We start from the raw sequence: 14,218 nt of genomic DNA on the forward strand, positions 1-14,218 counted from the left end.
TTCCCTCCTAGGTATGGTAGAGCGACTTATATAATATAAAAAAGAACCATGGGATTGTCAAAAGGGGTAAGAACCTCCTGGATGGGGTAAATGTAGACAAACATGTCTAGGAGGGGATTCTCAATGACAAATGATGATACGGTCACCAATACTGAACAGCTTGAAAAACAGCAAAATCCGAAAACGAAGCTCAAACTGAAAAAAGTAAAGGATCAAGTCATCGTCATTACCGGTGCTACAAGCGGAATCGGCCTCGTCACCGCGAGAATGGCAGCCGAAAAAGGAGCAAAAGTCGTCGCAGCAGCCCGAAATGAAGATGCCCTTCAGGAGCTCGTTGATGAAGTAAAGAAAAAAGGGCACGAAGCCATCTATGTAAAAGCGGATGTGGGAAAAGAAGAAGACGTCAACCGCATTGCAGAAACCGCGATCAGCACATTCGGCCGCTTTGACACATGGGTTAACAACGCTGCTGTTTCGGTTTTCGGACACGCCATGGATGTGACCACCGAAGACATGAAGCGCGTGTTTGACACCAATTTCTGGGGTCCAGTCTATGGAACAAGGGCAGCCGTCAAACACTTTACAAGCAGAGGCGGTCCGGGTGCTCTCATCAATGTAGGAAGCCTGTTCGGCGACAGAGGAACCGTCATTCAATCCACCTACGCGTCTGCAAAATTCGCGCTTCACGGATGGACAGAAAGCATCCGAATGGAGCTTGAAAAAGAACAGGCACCCGTCTCGGTCACACTCATCCATCCAGGCAGAATCGACACACCCTACAACGAACACGCCAGAAGCTACCTGGACAAACAGCCGGCTCATTACCGCTCTATGATCTATCCGCCGGAAGCTGCAGCCGAAGCCATCCTGTTTGCCGCTGAACATCCGAAACGCGACATGTACATCGGCTCGCAGGCAAAAGCCATCGCCATGCTGGGTGCACTCTTTCCCCAGCTGACCGACAGACTGATGGAAAAAATCATGTACTACAGCCAGCATGCGGAAAGACCGTCCAAACCGCGTGAAGAAAGCGCGCTTTACCATGCGGGCTACGGCATGCATGACAGGGGGACAAATAAAGGGTGGCTTCGGTCAAGAAGCTATTATGTAAAGGCCACAAAGCGCCCGGCGGTAACTGCGGCTGCGGCTGTCGGGCTTGCTTGTGTCTGGGCTGCCGTTAAACGCACCAAATAAGAGCTTCCCATTTGATTGCACACATAAAAACCCATGCAGATTTAACATGCATGGGTTTTTTGATGTTAATCGACAAAGGCCTTGTTCATACGCTGCAGAAGTTCGCCAAACATCTCTTTTTCATGTATTGACCACTCTTTCAGCATCTGTTCATAACGTTCTAGGCGCATCTGCTGATCTGCCTTTAATGCTTGTTTGCCGAGTTTTGTAATAGTAAACAGACTGACTCTTCTATCGGAAGGATCGGTAAAACGATAGATGAGCTCCTTGGCTTCTAAAGCTGCAGCTTGTCTCAAAAGCATTTGAATATGGAGAACTAGCCGTATCCATGAGTTCTGTCTCCATGACACTCTATGCGGTTCTCGGCTCATTTTTCGGACCGCTTGTCATCTGGCTGTTTCATATTTAATAAAGAAAGACTGCCCCGGAGGAGGGCAGTCTTTTTTGGGATACGAATCGGCGAAAGTAAACAGGCATTTTGGCCTGTTTATTTTAGTTCTCCGATATCTCTTAAATATTGTTCACGCTCTTTTTTATCGGGGTAAGCGGTTTTGATGTATTCTTCTTTTTCTTTCTTGGTGTATTCGCTCCAATCTGTAAAACGATTACCTACATCCTCAGGGTAACTCATTCCGTCCACTTTATTGGAATCATAAATTAAATCTGCTGAGAAGTAAAACTTATCTGGATTGTCATTTATATATCCATTTACTATTATTCTTCCCATTGGGTTTATTTCAACTTTATCCTCGAAAGTAATTTTTTTAATAAAATTATGAATATCTTCCTCCTTTAGATGTTCTTTAATTTTTGGTTTCATCTTTTCTACATATTCTTCTGCTTTTTCTTTATCGCTTTTTTCTTCTTTTTTCACTGTCTGTTTACCTCCAGTCTCTTCTGTTGTTCGATCTGATATATTCATTTTTTTTACTATTCCGTAAGAAATACCTAATACAACAATCAATACGATCGTACCTATTATAAGTATTTTTTTTACAAATGACATGGTATTTCATCCTTTTTTAATTTATTATACAATATATACAAGTTTTTGGAGAGTGAAGTTATGTCTAGAAAAAAGAATTCACTTACAGACGAAGATTATAATAAAGCATCAAGTGCTGCATATAATCTTAGAAACTATCGTATTGGTACTAACATTGAGATAAGTAATGGACAAAAGTTATATGTAGTTGATCATAAAAAAACGAAAAAAGGGCTTGATGCCCTTACTTTAGTATCCGAAAAAGATTACAAAATTTCCAACCATGGAAAAGACAAAGAAAAAATCCAAAACGCCATCATCGCATACCGTGGATCAGAACCCATCAGCCCCGGCCAATTCCAAGATACAATAAAACAATATCGTGATGAGCGGGAACAGCTTATTAAAGAAGTAGAGAAAAAAGGAATCAACATTCCTGAAGATGAAGATGGTTCCTTTTATGATTCAGCAAAAGGGCTTCGTGAATATTCAAATGAGATTTTGCAGGATTGGCTTCACATGGATACTAGTTATCTAGTTGGCAAAAAGCCGTTTGATGATGGAACAGATAATCAGGCCATTCAGGCAGATCAATATGCAAAAACAATACATCAAAATTTTAAAAATGCTGACATTCAAGTAACGGGTCATTCATTAGGCGGTTCTAATGCAGGCTATGTCGTAGTGATGAATGACTTTATAGAACGCGGTGTCACTTTCGAGAATCCTAACATATATGAAAACCTGCCTGAGGATGTAAAAGCCCGAGCGTTAAAGGGAGAGTTTCGCAGCCGTTTAACAGAATATATTAATTTAAATGATGGATTATCCTTGCTGAATCGGGATGCTGCTGAGGTAGGCAAAGTGAAAGTGATGTATGACGAAGCTTTGCCGAATGGTGTACAGAATAATAGCCTCCCTGATGAAGTGAAAATGCTGGGCCTTGGACTCAAACATTATGGCAATCAATCTCTTGATATTACACTATTTGCTGAAGCCTTGATGGGAAGTCACGGCTTGGATCGATACAGCTTCCATTCAGATGGCTCTGCCCAAACTGTGGATGATGTTTTAAAGAACAACCCTGACTTTGCATTAGCGATGCTTAAGCAAATGAAATCAACGAATGTGAAGGCCAATACAGGTGTTTCGATTCTTATCAAATCACATGTATTAATGAATACAAGCACCCAGTTAAAACATATCGCTGAATCAGAATGGTCTAAGATTATACGCCAGATTGAAAGAATTGATGACAAAGTAAAGGATTCAATTGAGGATGTCAGGAATATGCATGCACGAATGGTTGGTTTTGGCGCCTATGATGAATTATCAGTTTCCGATGTCGATGATCTGATCAATAAGATCAAAATGAACAAACCGCACCACCTTTTTTACTCAAAAGAAACATATGATCAGGCAGTAGATGCAGCGCTCAATCTGCAACACTTTCTACAGATGATTGCAGATGATCTCGGACATATGGGACATGCGTATCATGATGCAGATCTGGCAGCGGCCAGTCGAATGGGGATTTCATAAGGAGAGAAAGATACATGGATTTTATGAATAAGAAACCAACAGACACTGACCGTTTTATGCAAAGAATGACGAGTCAGCATTCAAGCACTTCAATTTTTTCACATGCTGATGTAAATACCTCTGAAATGACACCTGAACAATTGGCGGCGTTCAAAGAGAAGAAGAGACAAGAACAAAAATTGGCGTTGATGAATTCAATCAAAAAACAATTAAGCTATGCATTTCAGGAAGACCGTAAGAATTTGTCTTCGATCCTTGAAAACATTACTGATGCCGAGCAGGCTATAAAGACAAAACGAGAAATCCTCAACCATCATATGTCTGGAAAAGCAATAGATAGTGTCACTGATAAAATGAAAGATCACCTTTCATTTGATAAAGTTCATTCCGATGTTTCGAGTGTAATCAATTCCATTGGCTTATAAGGTAGAGAGTCCATATCGCTTAAAATAAAGAAGATATTATCTCCGACAAAGTGGCGCAGCACAGAAAAAAGCAGACTGTTCCCAGTCTGCTTTTCCCATTACGATCTAAAGAAATCAACCAGCGGCTGAAAATCCTTAGACAAATCAACATCATTCGGCTCTGCTCGAAGCAGGCGGTCAATCATTTGCTCTAATTCCTCAATATCATTTTTATCTGTGTATTCAATGAAGTTTAAGCTTTCAAGCCAATCCCGGTATGAATGTTTAGCTTTGCCGTAGCTATTTCCAAAGACGAGGCATGGCGTTTTTGTGATAATCGAGAAGATCATAGCGTGAAGGCGATCTGTCACAACCAATTGACTGGAACCAATGCGGTCGAGCATCTCCATAAAATGCTTTTCCCGATCCTCGTAATCAATCATATCGACCGTATCAAGCACCGTGTCTGTACGCTCCGCATAGGTTGTTTTTTCTGCCCATTTCATCATGTGTGAAATAAAATCTTCATCGGTTACCTTCTCCTTATCCGCTCTTAAAATAAAAAGAACGCCGTCCCGTTCAAGCTCTTTCGGTACGATATCCAAAGACAGCACCATATCCGGTGTAAAGATCACATTTGAATTGAAGGTTTCTTTCACAACATCGAGCGTCTGCGTCTCCCGCGCGGCAATCGTTAAATGTGGATTTTGATGGTACGCATCCTGTGTTTTTTTCTTTTCTTTGTTTCCGTCCTCTGTATCTTCAAAATAGACGGATTGAGGAAGAGAAATGGATTTATAGTCTTTAAACGCTGCAAAGACCTTCCTTCTGTCCTCCTCAATATCGAGATAAAGATTGCCCAGATTTCCTCCACCGGTAAAGCAGACAATATCGTCTTCACGGATGATCTCCTTCACCAATTCAATGCCTTCGTCCGTCGCGTAGTCCATAATTTCAATATATTCATAGTACGGAAAATGATTTTTAATAAATTTCTCTTCCGCATACGCAATCGCTTGGTCTCCGATGTTTGTGTAACTCGGGGAACCAAACAAAAATACTTTTCGTTTATCATTTAATAAGGCTTCGGGTTTCACATTCGGCGCGATGCCTTTACCTAGTTTTTTGCCTTTGATTTCTTGTACAGTCATGTCTGCGTCCTCCTTCTAGGTTGTGCTTGTTACCTGTCTGTACCCAGAAAGGAGGGTGAATATGCACGGGCATGTGCTTGACCGGCTTTATATCAGATACATCGTTTTCGCCAGTTTTAAGGATGCCGCAATGTTTCTTGCCGTTCTTTCCATATTCTCGGCTGCATGCCCAAGTGCGTCTGCAAGGGGCACGGCTCCCGGCACGATGCTAAAAAGGGCATCCATCCCGTGTGCATAGACCGCATCACTGTCTCGCGAAACGGATCCCGCAAGTCCAATAACAGGCACATCGTATGCCTTAGCCGCTTTGGCCACGCCAATCGGCGTCTTCCCGTAAACTGTCTGGCTGTCAATCCGTCCTTCGCCGGTAATCACAAGATCTGCATCCTGAACCTCGCTTTCAAACTGGACCGCATCGAGGACGATGTCAATGCCTCTCTTCAAATCAGCACGGAGAAAAGCAAGAAGACTCCATCCGAGACCGCCTGCTGCACCGGCGCCCTCTGTTTCCCTGAAGCTTGTTTCAAGCGTTTTCTCTGTCACATCCGCAAAGCGGGACAGGTTCTGGTCAAGGATACGCACCATGTCAGGCGTGGCGCCTTTTTGAGGACCGAAAACCGCGGAAGCCCCTCTTGGCCCTGTTAACGGGTTGTCCACGTCGCAGGCGACTTCGATTTTTACATTTCGTAATCTGGGATCAAGTCCTGCCATATCTATTGAAGAAAGCTGAGAAAGCGCGCCGCCTCCTGGGCCAATTTCATGGCCTGATTCATCAAGAAGCCTCCCGCCCAGCGCCTGAACCATCCCGGCTCCGCCATCGTTTGTGGCGCTTCCGCCGATCCCGATGATCAATTGCTCTGCACCCGCATCAAGAGCGGCTCCGATTAATTCTCCCGTTCCTCTAGTAGATGTGGCAAACGGATTTCTCTTCTCTGCGGGCACAAGGTGCAATCCCGATGCGGCAGCCATCTCAATCACAGCCGTTTTTCCGTCTCCCATTACGCCAAAAAACGCTTTTACCGGTTCCCCCAGCGGACCCGTAACCATCTGCTCTTTTATGATTCCGCCTGTGGCATCGATTAATGACTGTACCGTTCCCTCACCGCCGTCCGCCATCGGCAGCTTCCGATATTCAGCATTCGGGAAAACTGTTTTGAAGCCTCTTTCTATGGCGTGAGCCGCCTCCAACGCTGATAAGCTTTCCTTAAAAGAATCTGGTGCAATAATGATTTTCATCCAATCGCCTCTTTCAAAAAGTGATGATTCACAGTGTCTTTTCTTCAATTTACCATAATTACTTTTGGCGATATATACCAATTTTTCAGGAAAAATTTTATTAAAAATTAGAAATGAAAGTGTTTGCATTAATAAAACATTCACGTTATCATACTTGTATACAAGTATACTCCTTAGTGAAGAAGGTGAGCGTATGCTAGACTCCAAGGACCTGTTATATCCCGCAAAATGGCTTTCAAAAGCGTCAACCGGCGTTCGCGTTGCATGCGAGCTGAGAATGCGAATTATTTCAGGCATGATTGAAAGCGGTACCATTCTATCAGAAAATACAATCGCGGCTGAGTTTTCAGTAAGCCGTTCGCCGGTTCGCGAAGCGTTAAAAATACTGGCTTCCGAAAAAATCATTCGTTTAGAACGAATGGGAGCGGTTGTGATTGGGTTAACTGAAAAGGAAATCGCAGAAATATATGACGTGCGTTTATTATTAGAAACGTTTGTCTTTGAACGGCTTGTCAAAATCGACGTTGAGCCTTTAGTCAAAGATCTCAGCAAGATTCTAGAAATCATGAAAGTCTCCATCAAATACGAGGACGCGGACGAGTTTTCATTTCAGGATGTGTTATTCCATGAAACGATTATCCGCGCCATTGATCACTCATACATTCAGATGATCTGGAACAATCTAAAACCCGTAATGGAAAGCTTTATTCTTTTATCAATGCGGGTACGGTTAAAGGAAAAGTACGAAGATTTCTCAAGGATTCTGGACAACCATGAGCTATATATTCAAGCGATCAAAACAAAGGACAGGGCGCTGATGGTTCAGTCTCTGCACCAGAATTTTGACGATGTGCAAGAAAAAGTAGAGGACCTCTGGCTCTCACAACAAATGCTGGCAAAAGGAGCTGAACACCAAAATGACTAGTTATATGTTAGGAATCGATATCGGTACGACCAGCACAAAAGCTGTATTATTCACTGAAAACGGAGACGTGGTACAGAAAGAAAGCATCGGCTACCCGCTCCATACACCGGACATCTCAACAGCTGAACAAAATCCGGAAGAGATTTTTCAGGCTGTCATCCATACAACTGCAAAAATCACGAAACAGCACCCGGAAAAACAAATCGCATTTATTTCCTTCAGCAGCGCCATGCACAGCGTCATTGCCATGGACGAAAATGATCAGCCGCTGACGCCATGCATCACGTGGGCAGACAACCGAAGCGAAGGCTGGGCGCATAAGATTAAAGATGAGCTCAATGGGCATGAGGTTTACAAACGAACAGGAACACCCATTCATCCGATGTCACCGTTAAGCAAAATTACATGGATCACAAACGAACGAAAAGAAATTGCTTCTAAAGCCAAAAAATATATCGGCATCAAAGAGTACATTTTTAAACAGCTATTCAATGAGTATGTAATCGATTACTCATTGGCATCAGCGACAGGGATGATGAACCTGAAAAGCTTGAATTGGGACGAGGAAGCACTGACGATCGCAGGCATTACGCCGGATCACTTATCCAAACTCGTGCCGACAACCGAGATTTTTCAGCACTGCAGCCCGAAATTAGCGATACAGATGGGAATCAATCCGGACACACCTTTTGTCATCGGCGCAAGCGACGGCGTACTGTCCAATCTCGGTGTGAATGCCATTAAAAAAGGAGAAATCGCCGTTACGATCGGTACGAGCGGCGCTATCCGAACCATTATCGACCAGCCGCAAACCGACGAAAAGGGGAGAATTTTCTGCTACGCGTTAACGGACAAGCATTGGGTCATCGGCGGTCCGGTGAACAATGGGGGCATCGTTCTTCGCTGGATCAGAGATGAATTTGCTTCATCAGAAATTGAAACAGCGACAAGACTGGGAATTGACCCTTATGACGTGCTGACGAAGATTGCTGAACGCGTCAGACCGGGTTCTGACGGCCTGCTGTTCCATCCGTATCTCGCCGGGGAACGCGCTCCGTTATGGAACTCGGATGTACGCGGCTCATTTTTCGGCCTGACCATGTCACATAAAAAAGAACATATGATACGTGCAGCATTAGAAGGGGTCATATACAACCTGTACACTGTGTTCCTGGCGCTAACAGAATGCATGGACGGACCAGTCACCCGAATTCAAGCGACTGGCGGCTTTGCAAGATCAGAGGTTTGGCGGCAAATGATGTCGGATATCTTTGAATCAGAGGTTGTCGTTCCGGAAAGCTATGAAAGTTCATGTCTCGGCGCCTGCATTTTAGGCCTGTATGCGACAGGGACAATCGATTCGTTCGATGCCGTGTCCGACATGGTCGGCAGCACGTACAGACATACGCCAATTGAAGACTCAGCCAAAGAATATAGAACATTAATGCCGATTTTCATTAATCTATCAAGATCATTAGAAAATCAATATACCCAAATTGCAAATTATCAAAGAAGCCTAATTACACACAAATAGCACATGACATGAAGGGGAGGGCATTACCATGCCGTTAATCATTGTTGCACTTGGGATCCTAGCTTTACTGATTTTGATTATGGGCTTAAAATTAAACACATTTATCTCATTACTGATCGTATCATTCGGCGTGGCACTGGCACTTGGGATGCCGTTTGATAAAGTTGTCAGTTCTATTGAAGAAGGTATAGGGGGGACACTTGGCCACATCGCACTCATCTTCGGACTCGGTGCGATGCTGGGCAAGCTGATTGCTGATTCAGGCGGCGCACAGCGTATAGCAATGACGCTCGTCAACAAATTCGGCGAGAAAAATATACAGTGGGCTGTTGTGATTGCTTCATTTATTATCGGAATCGCGTTGTTCTTTGAGGTAGGATTGGTTCTATTAATCCCGATTGTCTTTGCGATTTCAAGAGAATTGAAGATTTCTATTTTATATCTCGGTATACCGATGGTCGCAGCATTATCCGTCACACACGGGTTCCTGCCGCCGCACCCGGGACCGACAGCGATTGCCGGGGAATACGGCGCAAACATCGGTGAAGTGCTGCTGTACGGCTTCATTGTTGCTGTTCCGACAGTTCTGATTGCAGGGCCAATATTTACAAAGTTGGCGAAAAAAATCGTTCCTGCATCATTTGCGAAAAACGGAAATATTTCGTCACTTGGCACACAAAAAACATTCAAGCTTGAAGAAACACCAGGCTTTGGAATCAGTGTATTTACAGCAATGCTTCCGATTATCATCATGTCGATCGCTACCATCATTGATTTGCTTCAAGAAACAATAGGATTTGCGGATAACAGTTTCCTGGCTTTCATCCGTTTAATCGGAAATGCATCGACTGCCATGATCATCTCACTGCTCGTTGCTGTTTACACAATGGGAATCGCACGCAACATTCCAATCAAAACCGTCATGGACTCTTGTTCTACAGCCATCTCGCAAATTGGCATGATGCTGTTGATCATCGGGGGAGGCGGCGCCTTTAAACAAGTGTTAATCAATGGCGGTGTCGGCGACTACGTAGCAGATTTATTCAAAGAAACGGCATTATCACCGATTCTGCTGGCATGGCTCATTGCAGCGATCCTGCGCATCTCCTTAGGATCAGCAACCGTTGCCGCATTAAGCACGACGGGGCTCGTCATTCCATTGCTGGGACAGTCCGATGCCAACCTTGCATTAGTGGTGCTCGCAACTGGCGCGGGAAGCGTCATCGCTTCACACGTCAACGATGCCGGCTTCTGGATGTTCAAAGAATATTTTGGATTAAGCATGAAAGAAACATTTTCCACATGGACCTTGCTGGAAACAATTATCTCCGTTGCTGGACTAGGATTTATATTATTGTTAAGTTTAGTTGTATGAAATTAATGAAGGAGATGTAATACATGTTCAATACAATTGGTGTCATAGGCTTAGGCGTAATGGGAAGCAATATCGCCTTAAACATGGCAAATAAAGGCGAAAAAGTCGCCGTCTATAATTACACCAGAGATTTAACGGACCAGCTTGTGAAAAAGCTGGATGGACAATCGCTAAGCCCGTACTACGAGCTTCAAGATTTTGTTCAATCACTAGAAACACCTAGAAAAATCTTTCTGATGGTCACAGCGGGAAAACCGGTCGATTCCGTCATCCATTCGTTAATGCCTTTGCTTGAAGAAGGAGACGTCATTATGGACGGAGGCAACTCCCACTACGAAGACACAGAAAGAAGATATGACGAGCTGAAGGAAAAAGGAATCGGCTACTTGGGAATCGGCATTTCCGGCGGGGAAGTCGGCGCATTACAAGGACCTTCCATCATGCCCGGCGGAGATCGAGACGTCTATGAAAAAGCCGCTCCGATCCTGACCAAAATCGCAGCGCAAGTCGGAGAAGACCCCTGCTGTGTCTACATCGGGCCAAAAGGGGCAGGGCACTTTACAAAAATGGTGCACAACGGCATTGAGTATGCAGATATGCAGCTGATTGCAGAAGCCTATACATTTCTTAGAGAAACGCTTCGTCTGCCGCTCGAAGAAATTGCCAGCATCTTTGAAACGTGGAATCAAGGTGAGCTGAAAAGCTATTTAATAGAGATTACAGCGGTGATTTTACGGAAAAAGGACGAACATACAGGTCAGCCGTTGATCGATGTCATTCTTGATAAAACCGGCCAGAAAGGCACAGGAAAATGGACAAGCATGCAAGCCATTGATAACGGCATTCCATCCGCTATTATCACCGAGTCCTTGTTCGCCCGCTACCTGTCGTCCTTAAAAGAAGAACGTATGGCGGCTGAACCATTGTTAGCCGGTCCGGAAACAGAGGAAAAACATTACGATAAGGACCTCTGGATTGAATACGTCAGACAAGCCTTATACATGGGAAAAGTATGCGCCTACGCACAAGGCTTTGCTCAATATAAAATGTCATCTGAGCTTTACGGATGGAACCTGCCGCTGAAAGACATCGCTTTGATTTTCCGCGGCGGCTGCATCATCCGCGCGGATTTCCTAAATGTCATCAGCGAGGCATTCCAAGAGCAGCCTGATCTCTCAAACCTGCTGATTGCACCTTATTTTTCAGAAAAAATGAAAGCCTATCAGACAGGCATGCGAAAAGTTGTTTGCGAGGGAATCAGCGCCGGCAGCGCGTTCCCATGCTTAAGCACCGCGCTCTCTTACTACGACGGCTACCGTACAGGGCGTTCCAACGCCAACCTATTACAGGCGCAGCGCGATTATTTCGGCGCCCATACGTACGAGCGGACAGATATGGATGGCGTTTTCCATACCAATTGGTCTGAATCAAACTAATAGTTAAGGCTGACAGCTGGAGCTTTTATACCAGCTGCCAGCTTTTTTTATAGGATAAACTCACATATCACAACTAATTGAGAATCAAACATATAAAATTTAATATGTGTCAAAGTGCAATTTATGCTGATCACACCAGCACTTTCCTTCACGATGAGAGGAAAAAGAGAAAATAATTAAGGGGTTTTGTCTTGACAAAAAATATATATTAATTAATAATTCATATATAATTAGAATTATTATTGAAAGCACTATTGCTTTCTAAACCATTTTTAGGAGGAATAACATTATGTCTTTAATCGGTAAAGAAGTACAACCATTCGAAGCAAAAGCATTCAAAAACGGTGAATTCATCGATGTAACAAACGAATCTCTAAAAGGTCAATGGAGCGTATTCTGCTTCTACCCAGCAGATTTCTCTTTCGTATGCCCAACTGAGCTTGAAGATCTTCAAAACCAATACGCTGCACTTAAAGAATTAGGTGTTGAAGTGTACTCTATCTCTACAGATACTCACTTCGTACACAAAGGCTGGCATGACAGCTCTGAAAAAATCGGCAAAATCACTTACGCAATGATCGGTGATCCATCTCAAACGATCTCTCGCAACTTCGATGTGCTTGACGAAGAAACTGGTCTTGCTGACCGCGGAACATTCATTATCGATCCAGATGGCGTGATCCAAACTGTTGAAATCAATGCAGGCGGTATCGGCCGTGACGCAAGCAACCTGATCAGCAAAGTAAAAGCAGCACAATACGTTCGTCAAAATCCAGGTGAAGTTTGCCCGGCTAAATGGGAAGAAGGCGGCGAAACTCTTACACCTAGCCTTGATCTAGTAGGTAAAATCTAAGGAGTGCATTCAATTGGTACTTGATCCAAATATCAAAGCACAATTAAATCAATACATGCAGCTAATTGAGAACGACATTGTTCTCAAAGTGAGTGCAGGTGAAGATGACACTTCTAAGGACATGCTGGCTCTCGTTGATGAGCTGGCTTCCATGTCATCTAAAATCACTGTTGAAAAAGCTGAATTGAACAGAACGCCAAGCTTCAGTGTGAACCGCGTCGGAGAAGACACTGGCGTCACTTTCGCCGGTATTCCTCTAGGACACGAATTCACTTCTTTAGTGTTGGCATTGCTGCAAGTGAGCGGCAGACCGCCTAAGGTAGATCAAAAAGTCATTGATCAGGTGAAGAAGATCAGCGGTGAATACCACTTTGAATCTTATATCAGCCTGACATGCCACAACTGTCCTGATGTTGTACAAGCCTTAAACATGATGAGCGTGCTGAACCCGAACATCACTCACACCATGATTGACGGTGCGGCATACAAAGCAGAAGTTGAAAGCAAAAACATCATGGCAGTGCCAACGGTTTACCTAAACGGCGAATCCTTCGGAAGCGGCCGTATGACCCTCGAAGAGATTCTTGCGAAAATGGGCAGCGGCGCAGATGCATCTGAGTTTGCTGACAAAGATCCTTACGACGTTCTTGTTGTCGGCGGCGGACCTGCCGGCGCAAGTGCAGCCATTTATACGGCACGTAAAGGAATCCGCACAGGTGTTGTCGCTGAACGCTTCGGCGGACAGGTTCTCGACACACTGAGCATCGAAAACTTCATCAGCGTAAAAGCAACTGAAGGACCGAAGCTTGCTGCAAGTCTTGAAGAGCACGTGAAGGAATATGATATTGATGTCATGAACCTTCAGCGCGCAAAACGACTTGAGAAAAAAGATCTGTTCGAACTTGAACTCGAAAACGGTGCTGTCCTGAAAAGTAAAACAGTCATCCTTTCAACAGGTGCCCGCTGGCGCAATGTCAACGTACCTGGTGAACAAGAGTTCAAAAACAAAGGTGTCGCATACTGCCCGCACTGTGATGGCCCATTGTTTGAAGGCAAAGACGTAGCCGTTATCGGCGGCGGAAACTCTGGTATCGAAGCAGCGATTGATCTTGCAGGTATCGTCAATCACGTCACTGTGCTAGAGTTCGCGCCGGAACTGAAGGCAGACGAAGTCTTGCAAAAACGTCTCTACAGCCTGCCAAACGTTACTGTCGTGAAAAACGCACAAACAAAAGAAATCACAGGTGATCAGAGTGTTAACGGCATCACATATGTAGACCGCGAAACAGGCGAAGAAAAACACGTTGAACTTCAAGGTGTATTCGTCCAAATTGGTCTCGTGCCAAACACGGAATGGTTAGACGAAACCGTTGAACGCAACCGCATCGGCGAAATCATTGTCGACAAACACGGCGCAACAAGCGTACCAGGCTTATTTGCTGCCGGCGACTGCACAGACGGTCCTTACAACCAAATCATTATTTCAATGGGATCAGGAGCAACTGCCGCTTTAGGCGCGTTTGATTACCTTATCCGTAACTAATATGAAAAGCCGCTATGCTGCTCGAGCTGCAGTATAGCGG

General features: G+C 44.4%; 12 protein-coding genes and 2 pseudogenes. 10 read left to right on the forward strand and 4 right to left on the reverse strand.

The features are described 5' to 3' along the window. The first annotated feature begins 123 nt into the window (after nt 1–123). Entirely contained in the window at nt 124–1,194 is a 1,071-nt protein-coding gene (locus tag V6D42_RS14245; RefSeq protein ID WP_333513642.1) for an SDR family oxidoreductase, read from the forward strand. 65 nt (nt 1,195–1,259) lie between these two features. Here the strand turns inward: V6D42_RS14245 and V6D42_RS14250 are convergent. Beyond that, nucleotides 1,260–1,508, reverse strand: a pseudogene (locus V6D42_RS14250) (MarR family winged helix-turn-helix transcriptional regulator); the annotation flags it as partial. Between V6D42_RS14250 and V6D42_RS20360 the strand changes: the two are divergent. Then, nucleotides 1,487–1,603: pseudogene (locus V6D42_RS20360) on the forward strand (LrgB family protein); the annotation flags it as partial. The pseudogenes V6D42_RS14250 and V6D42_RS20360 overlap by 22 nt on opposite strands. A gap of 78 nt (nt 1,604–1,681) precedes the next feature. On the opposite strand, the gene V6D42_RS14255 reads toward V6D42_RS20360, so the two are convergent. After that, the gene (locus tag V6D42_RS14255) at nt 1,682–2,200 is read right to left on the reverse strand and encodes a DUF1433 domain-containing protein (RefSeq protein ID WP_010332558.1); all 519 of its coding nucleotides are present in this window, start codon (nt 2,198–2,200) and stop codon (nt 1,682–1,684) included. Nucleotides 2,201–2,260: 60 nt separating this feature from the next. Between V6D42_RS14255 and V6D42_RS14260 the strand changes: the two genes are divergently transcribed. Beyond that, nucleotides 2,261–3,721, forward strand: coding sequence for a lipase (locus V6D42_RS14260; protein ID WP_333513643.1), 1,461 nt, complete (start codon nt 2,261–2,263; stop codon nt 3,719–3,721). A 14-nt stretch (nt 3,722–3,735) separates the two neighbouring features. Next, nucleotides 3,736–4,146: a hypothetical protein gene (locus V6D42_RS14265; protein WP_333513644.1), complete on the forward strand. Its 411-nt coding sequence runs from the start codon at nt 3,736–3,738 to the stop codon at nt 4,144–4,146. 98 nt (nt 4,147–4,244) lie between these two features. On the opposite strand, the gene V6D42_RS14270 is transcribed toward V6D42_RS14265, so the two are convergent. Further along, nucleotides 4,245–5,276: a polysaccharide pyruvyl transferase family protein gene (locus V6D42_RS14270; protein ID WP_333513645.1), complete on the reverse strand. Its 1,032-nt coding sequence runs from the start codon at nt 5,274–5,276 to the stop codon at nt 4,245–4,247. An 87-nt stretch (nt 5,277–5,363) separates the two neighbouring features. Then, nucleotides 5,364–6,512, reverse strand: coding sequence for a glycerate kinase (locus tag V6D42_RS14275; RefSeq protein ID WP_333513646.1), 1,149 nt, complete (start codon nt 6,510–6,512; stop codon nt 5,364–5,366). A 193-nt stretch (nt 6,513–6,705) separates the two neighbouring features. On the opposite strand from V6D42_RS14275, the gene gntR reads away from it, so the two are divergent. The 6 genes from gntR (at nt 6,706) to ahpF (ending at nt 14,178) form a co-directional block, all read left to right on the forward strand. Next, nucleotides 6,706–7,437, forward strand: a complete 732-nt coding sequence (gene gntR, locus V6D42_RS14280) for a gluconate operon transcriptional repressor GntR (RefSeq protein ID WP_010332563.1) — start codon at nt 6,706–6,708, stop codon at nt 7,435–7,437. Beyond that, the gene (gene gntK, locus V6D42_RS14285; protein ID WP_333513647.1) at nt 7,430–8,971 is read left to right on the forward strand and encodes a gluconokinase; all 1,542 of its coding nucleotides are present in this window, start codon (nt 7,430–7,432) and stop codon (nt 8,969–8,971) included. The genes gntR and gntK overlap by 8 nt, the downstream gene beginning before the upstream one ends. Before the next feature lie 28 nt (nt 8,972–8,999). Continuing rightward, on the forward strand, nt 9,000–10,346 hold the full coding sequence (gene gntP / locus V6D42_RS14290) for a gluconate permease GntP (protein WP_168749245.1): 1,347 nt from the start codon (nt 9,000–9,002) through the stop codon (nt 10,344–10,346). A 23-nt stretch (nt 10,347–10,369) separates the two neighbouring features. Continuing rightward, the gene (gene gnd, locus V6D42_RS14295) at nt 10,370–11,782 is read left to right on the forward strand and encodes a decarboxylating NADP(+)-dependent phosphogluconate dehydrogenase (protein WP_333513648.1); all 1,413 of its coding nucleotides are present in this window, start codon (nt 10,370–10,372) and stop codon (nt 11,780–11,782) included. Between the two features lie 289 nt (nt 11,783–12,071). Next, the gene (ahpC, locus tag V6D42_RS14300; protein ID WP_010332567.1) at nt 12,072–12,635 is read left to right on the forward strand and encodes an alkyl hydroperoxide reductase subunit C; all 564 of its coding nucleotides are present in this window, start codon (nt 12,072–12,074) and stop codon (nt 12,633–12,635) included. Between the two features lie 13 nt (nt 12,636–12,648). Then, the gene (ahpF, locus tag V6D42_RS14305; RefSeq protein WP_333513649.1) at nt 12,649–14,178 is read left to right on the forward strand and encodes an alkyl hydroperoxide reductase subunit F; all 1,530 of its coding nucleotides are present in this window, start codon (nt 12,649–12,651) and stop codon (nt 14,176–14,178) included. The last annotated feature ends 40 nt before the right edge of the window (nt 14,179–14,218 follow it).

Origin of the sequence: Bacillus sp. 0909A (genome assembly GCF_036765115.1) — a bacterium.
GTDB classification, from domain to species: Bacteria; Bacillota; Bacilli; order Bacillales; family Bacillaceae; genus Bacillus; species Bacillus mojavensis.

Bases quoted from the DNA above. Each gene is read 5' to 3' on its own strand.
- V6D42_RS14245 (WP_333513642.1), top strand. From the start codon at position 124: ATGACAAATGATGATACGGTCACCAATACTGAACAGCTTGAAAAACAG.
- V6D42_RS14255 (WP_010332558.1), bottom strand. From the start codon at position 2,200: ATGTCATTTGTAAAAAAAATACTTATAATAGGTACGATCGTATTGATT.
- V6D42_RS14260 (WP_333513643.1), top strand. From the start codon at position 2,261: ATGTCTAGAAAAAAGAATTCACTTACAGACGAAGATTATAATAAAGCA.
- V6D42_RS14265 (WP_333513644.1), top strand. From the start codon at position 3,736: ATGGATTTTATGAATAAGAAACCAACAGACACTGACCGTTTTATGCAA.
- V6D42_RS14270 (WP_333513645.1), bottom strand. From the start codon at position 5,276: ATGACTGTACAAGAAATCAAAGGCAAAAAACTAGGTAAAGGCATCGCG.
- V6D42_RS14275 (WP_333513646.1), bottom strand. From the start codon at position 6,512: ATGAAAATCATTATTGCACCAGATTCTTTTAAGGAAAGCTTATCAGCG.
- gntR (WP_010332563.1), top strand. From the start codon at position 6,706: ATGCTAGACTCCAAGGACCTGTTATATCCCGCAAAATGGCTTTCAAAA.
- gntK (WP_333513647.1), top strand. From the start codon at position 7,430: ATGACTAGTTATATGTTAGGAATCGATATCGGTACGACCAGCACAAAA.
- gntP (WP_168749245.1), top strand. From the start codon at position 9,000: ATGCCGTTAATCATTGTTGCACTTGGGATCCTAGCTTTACTGATTTTG.
- gnd (WP_333513648.1), top strand. From the start codon at position 10,370: ATGTTCAATACAATTGGTGTCATAGGCTTAGGCGTAATGGGAAGCAAT.
- ahpC (WP_010332567.1), top strand. From the start codon at position 12,072: ATGTCTTTAATCGGTAAAGAAGTACAACCATTCGAAGCAAAAGCATTC.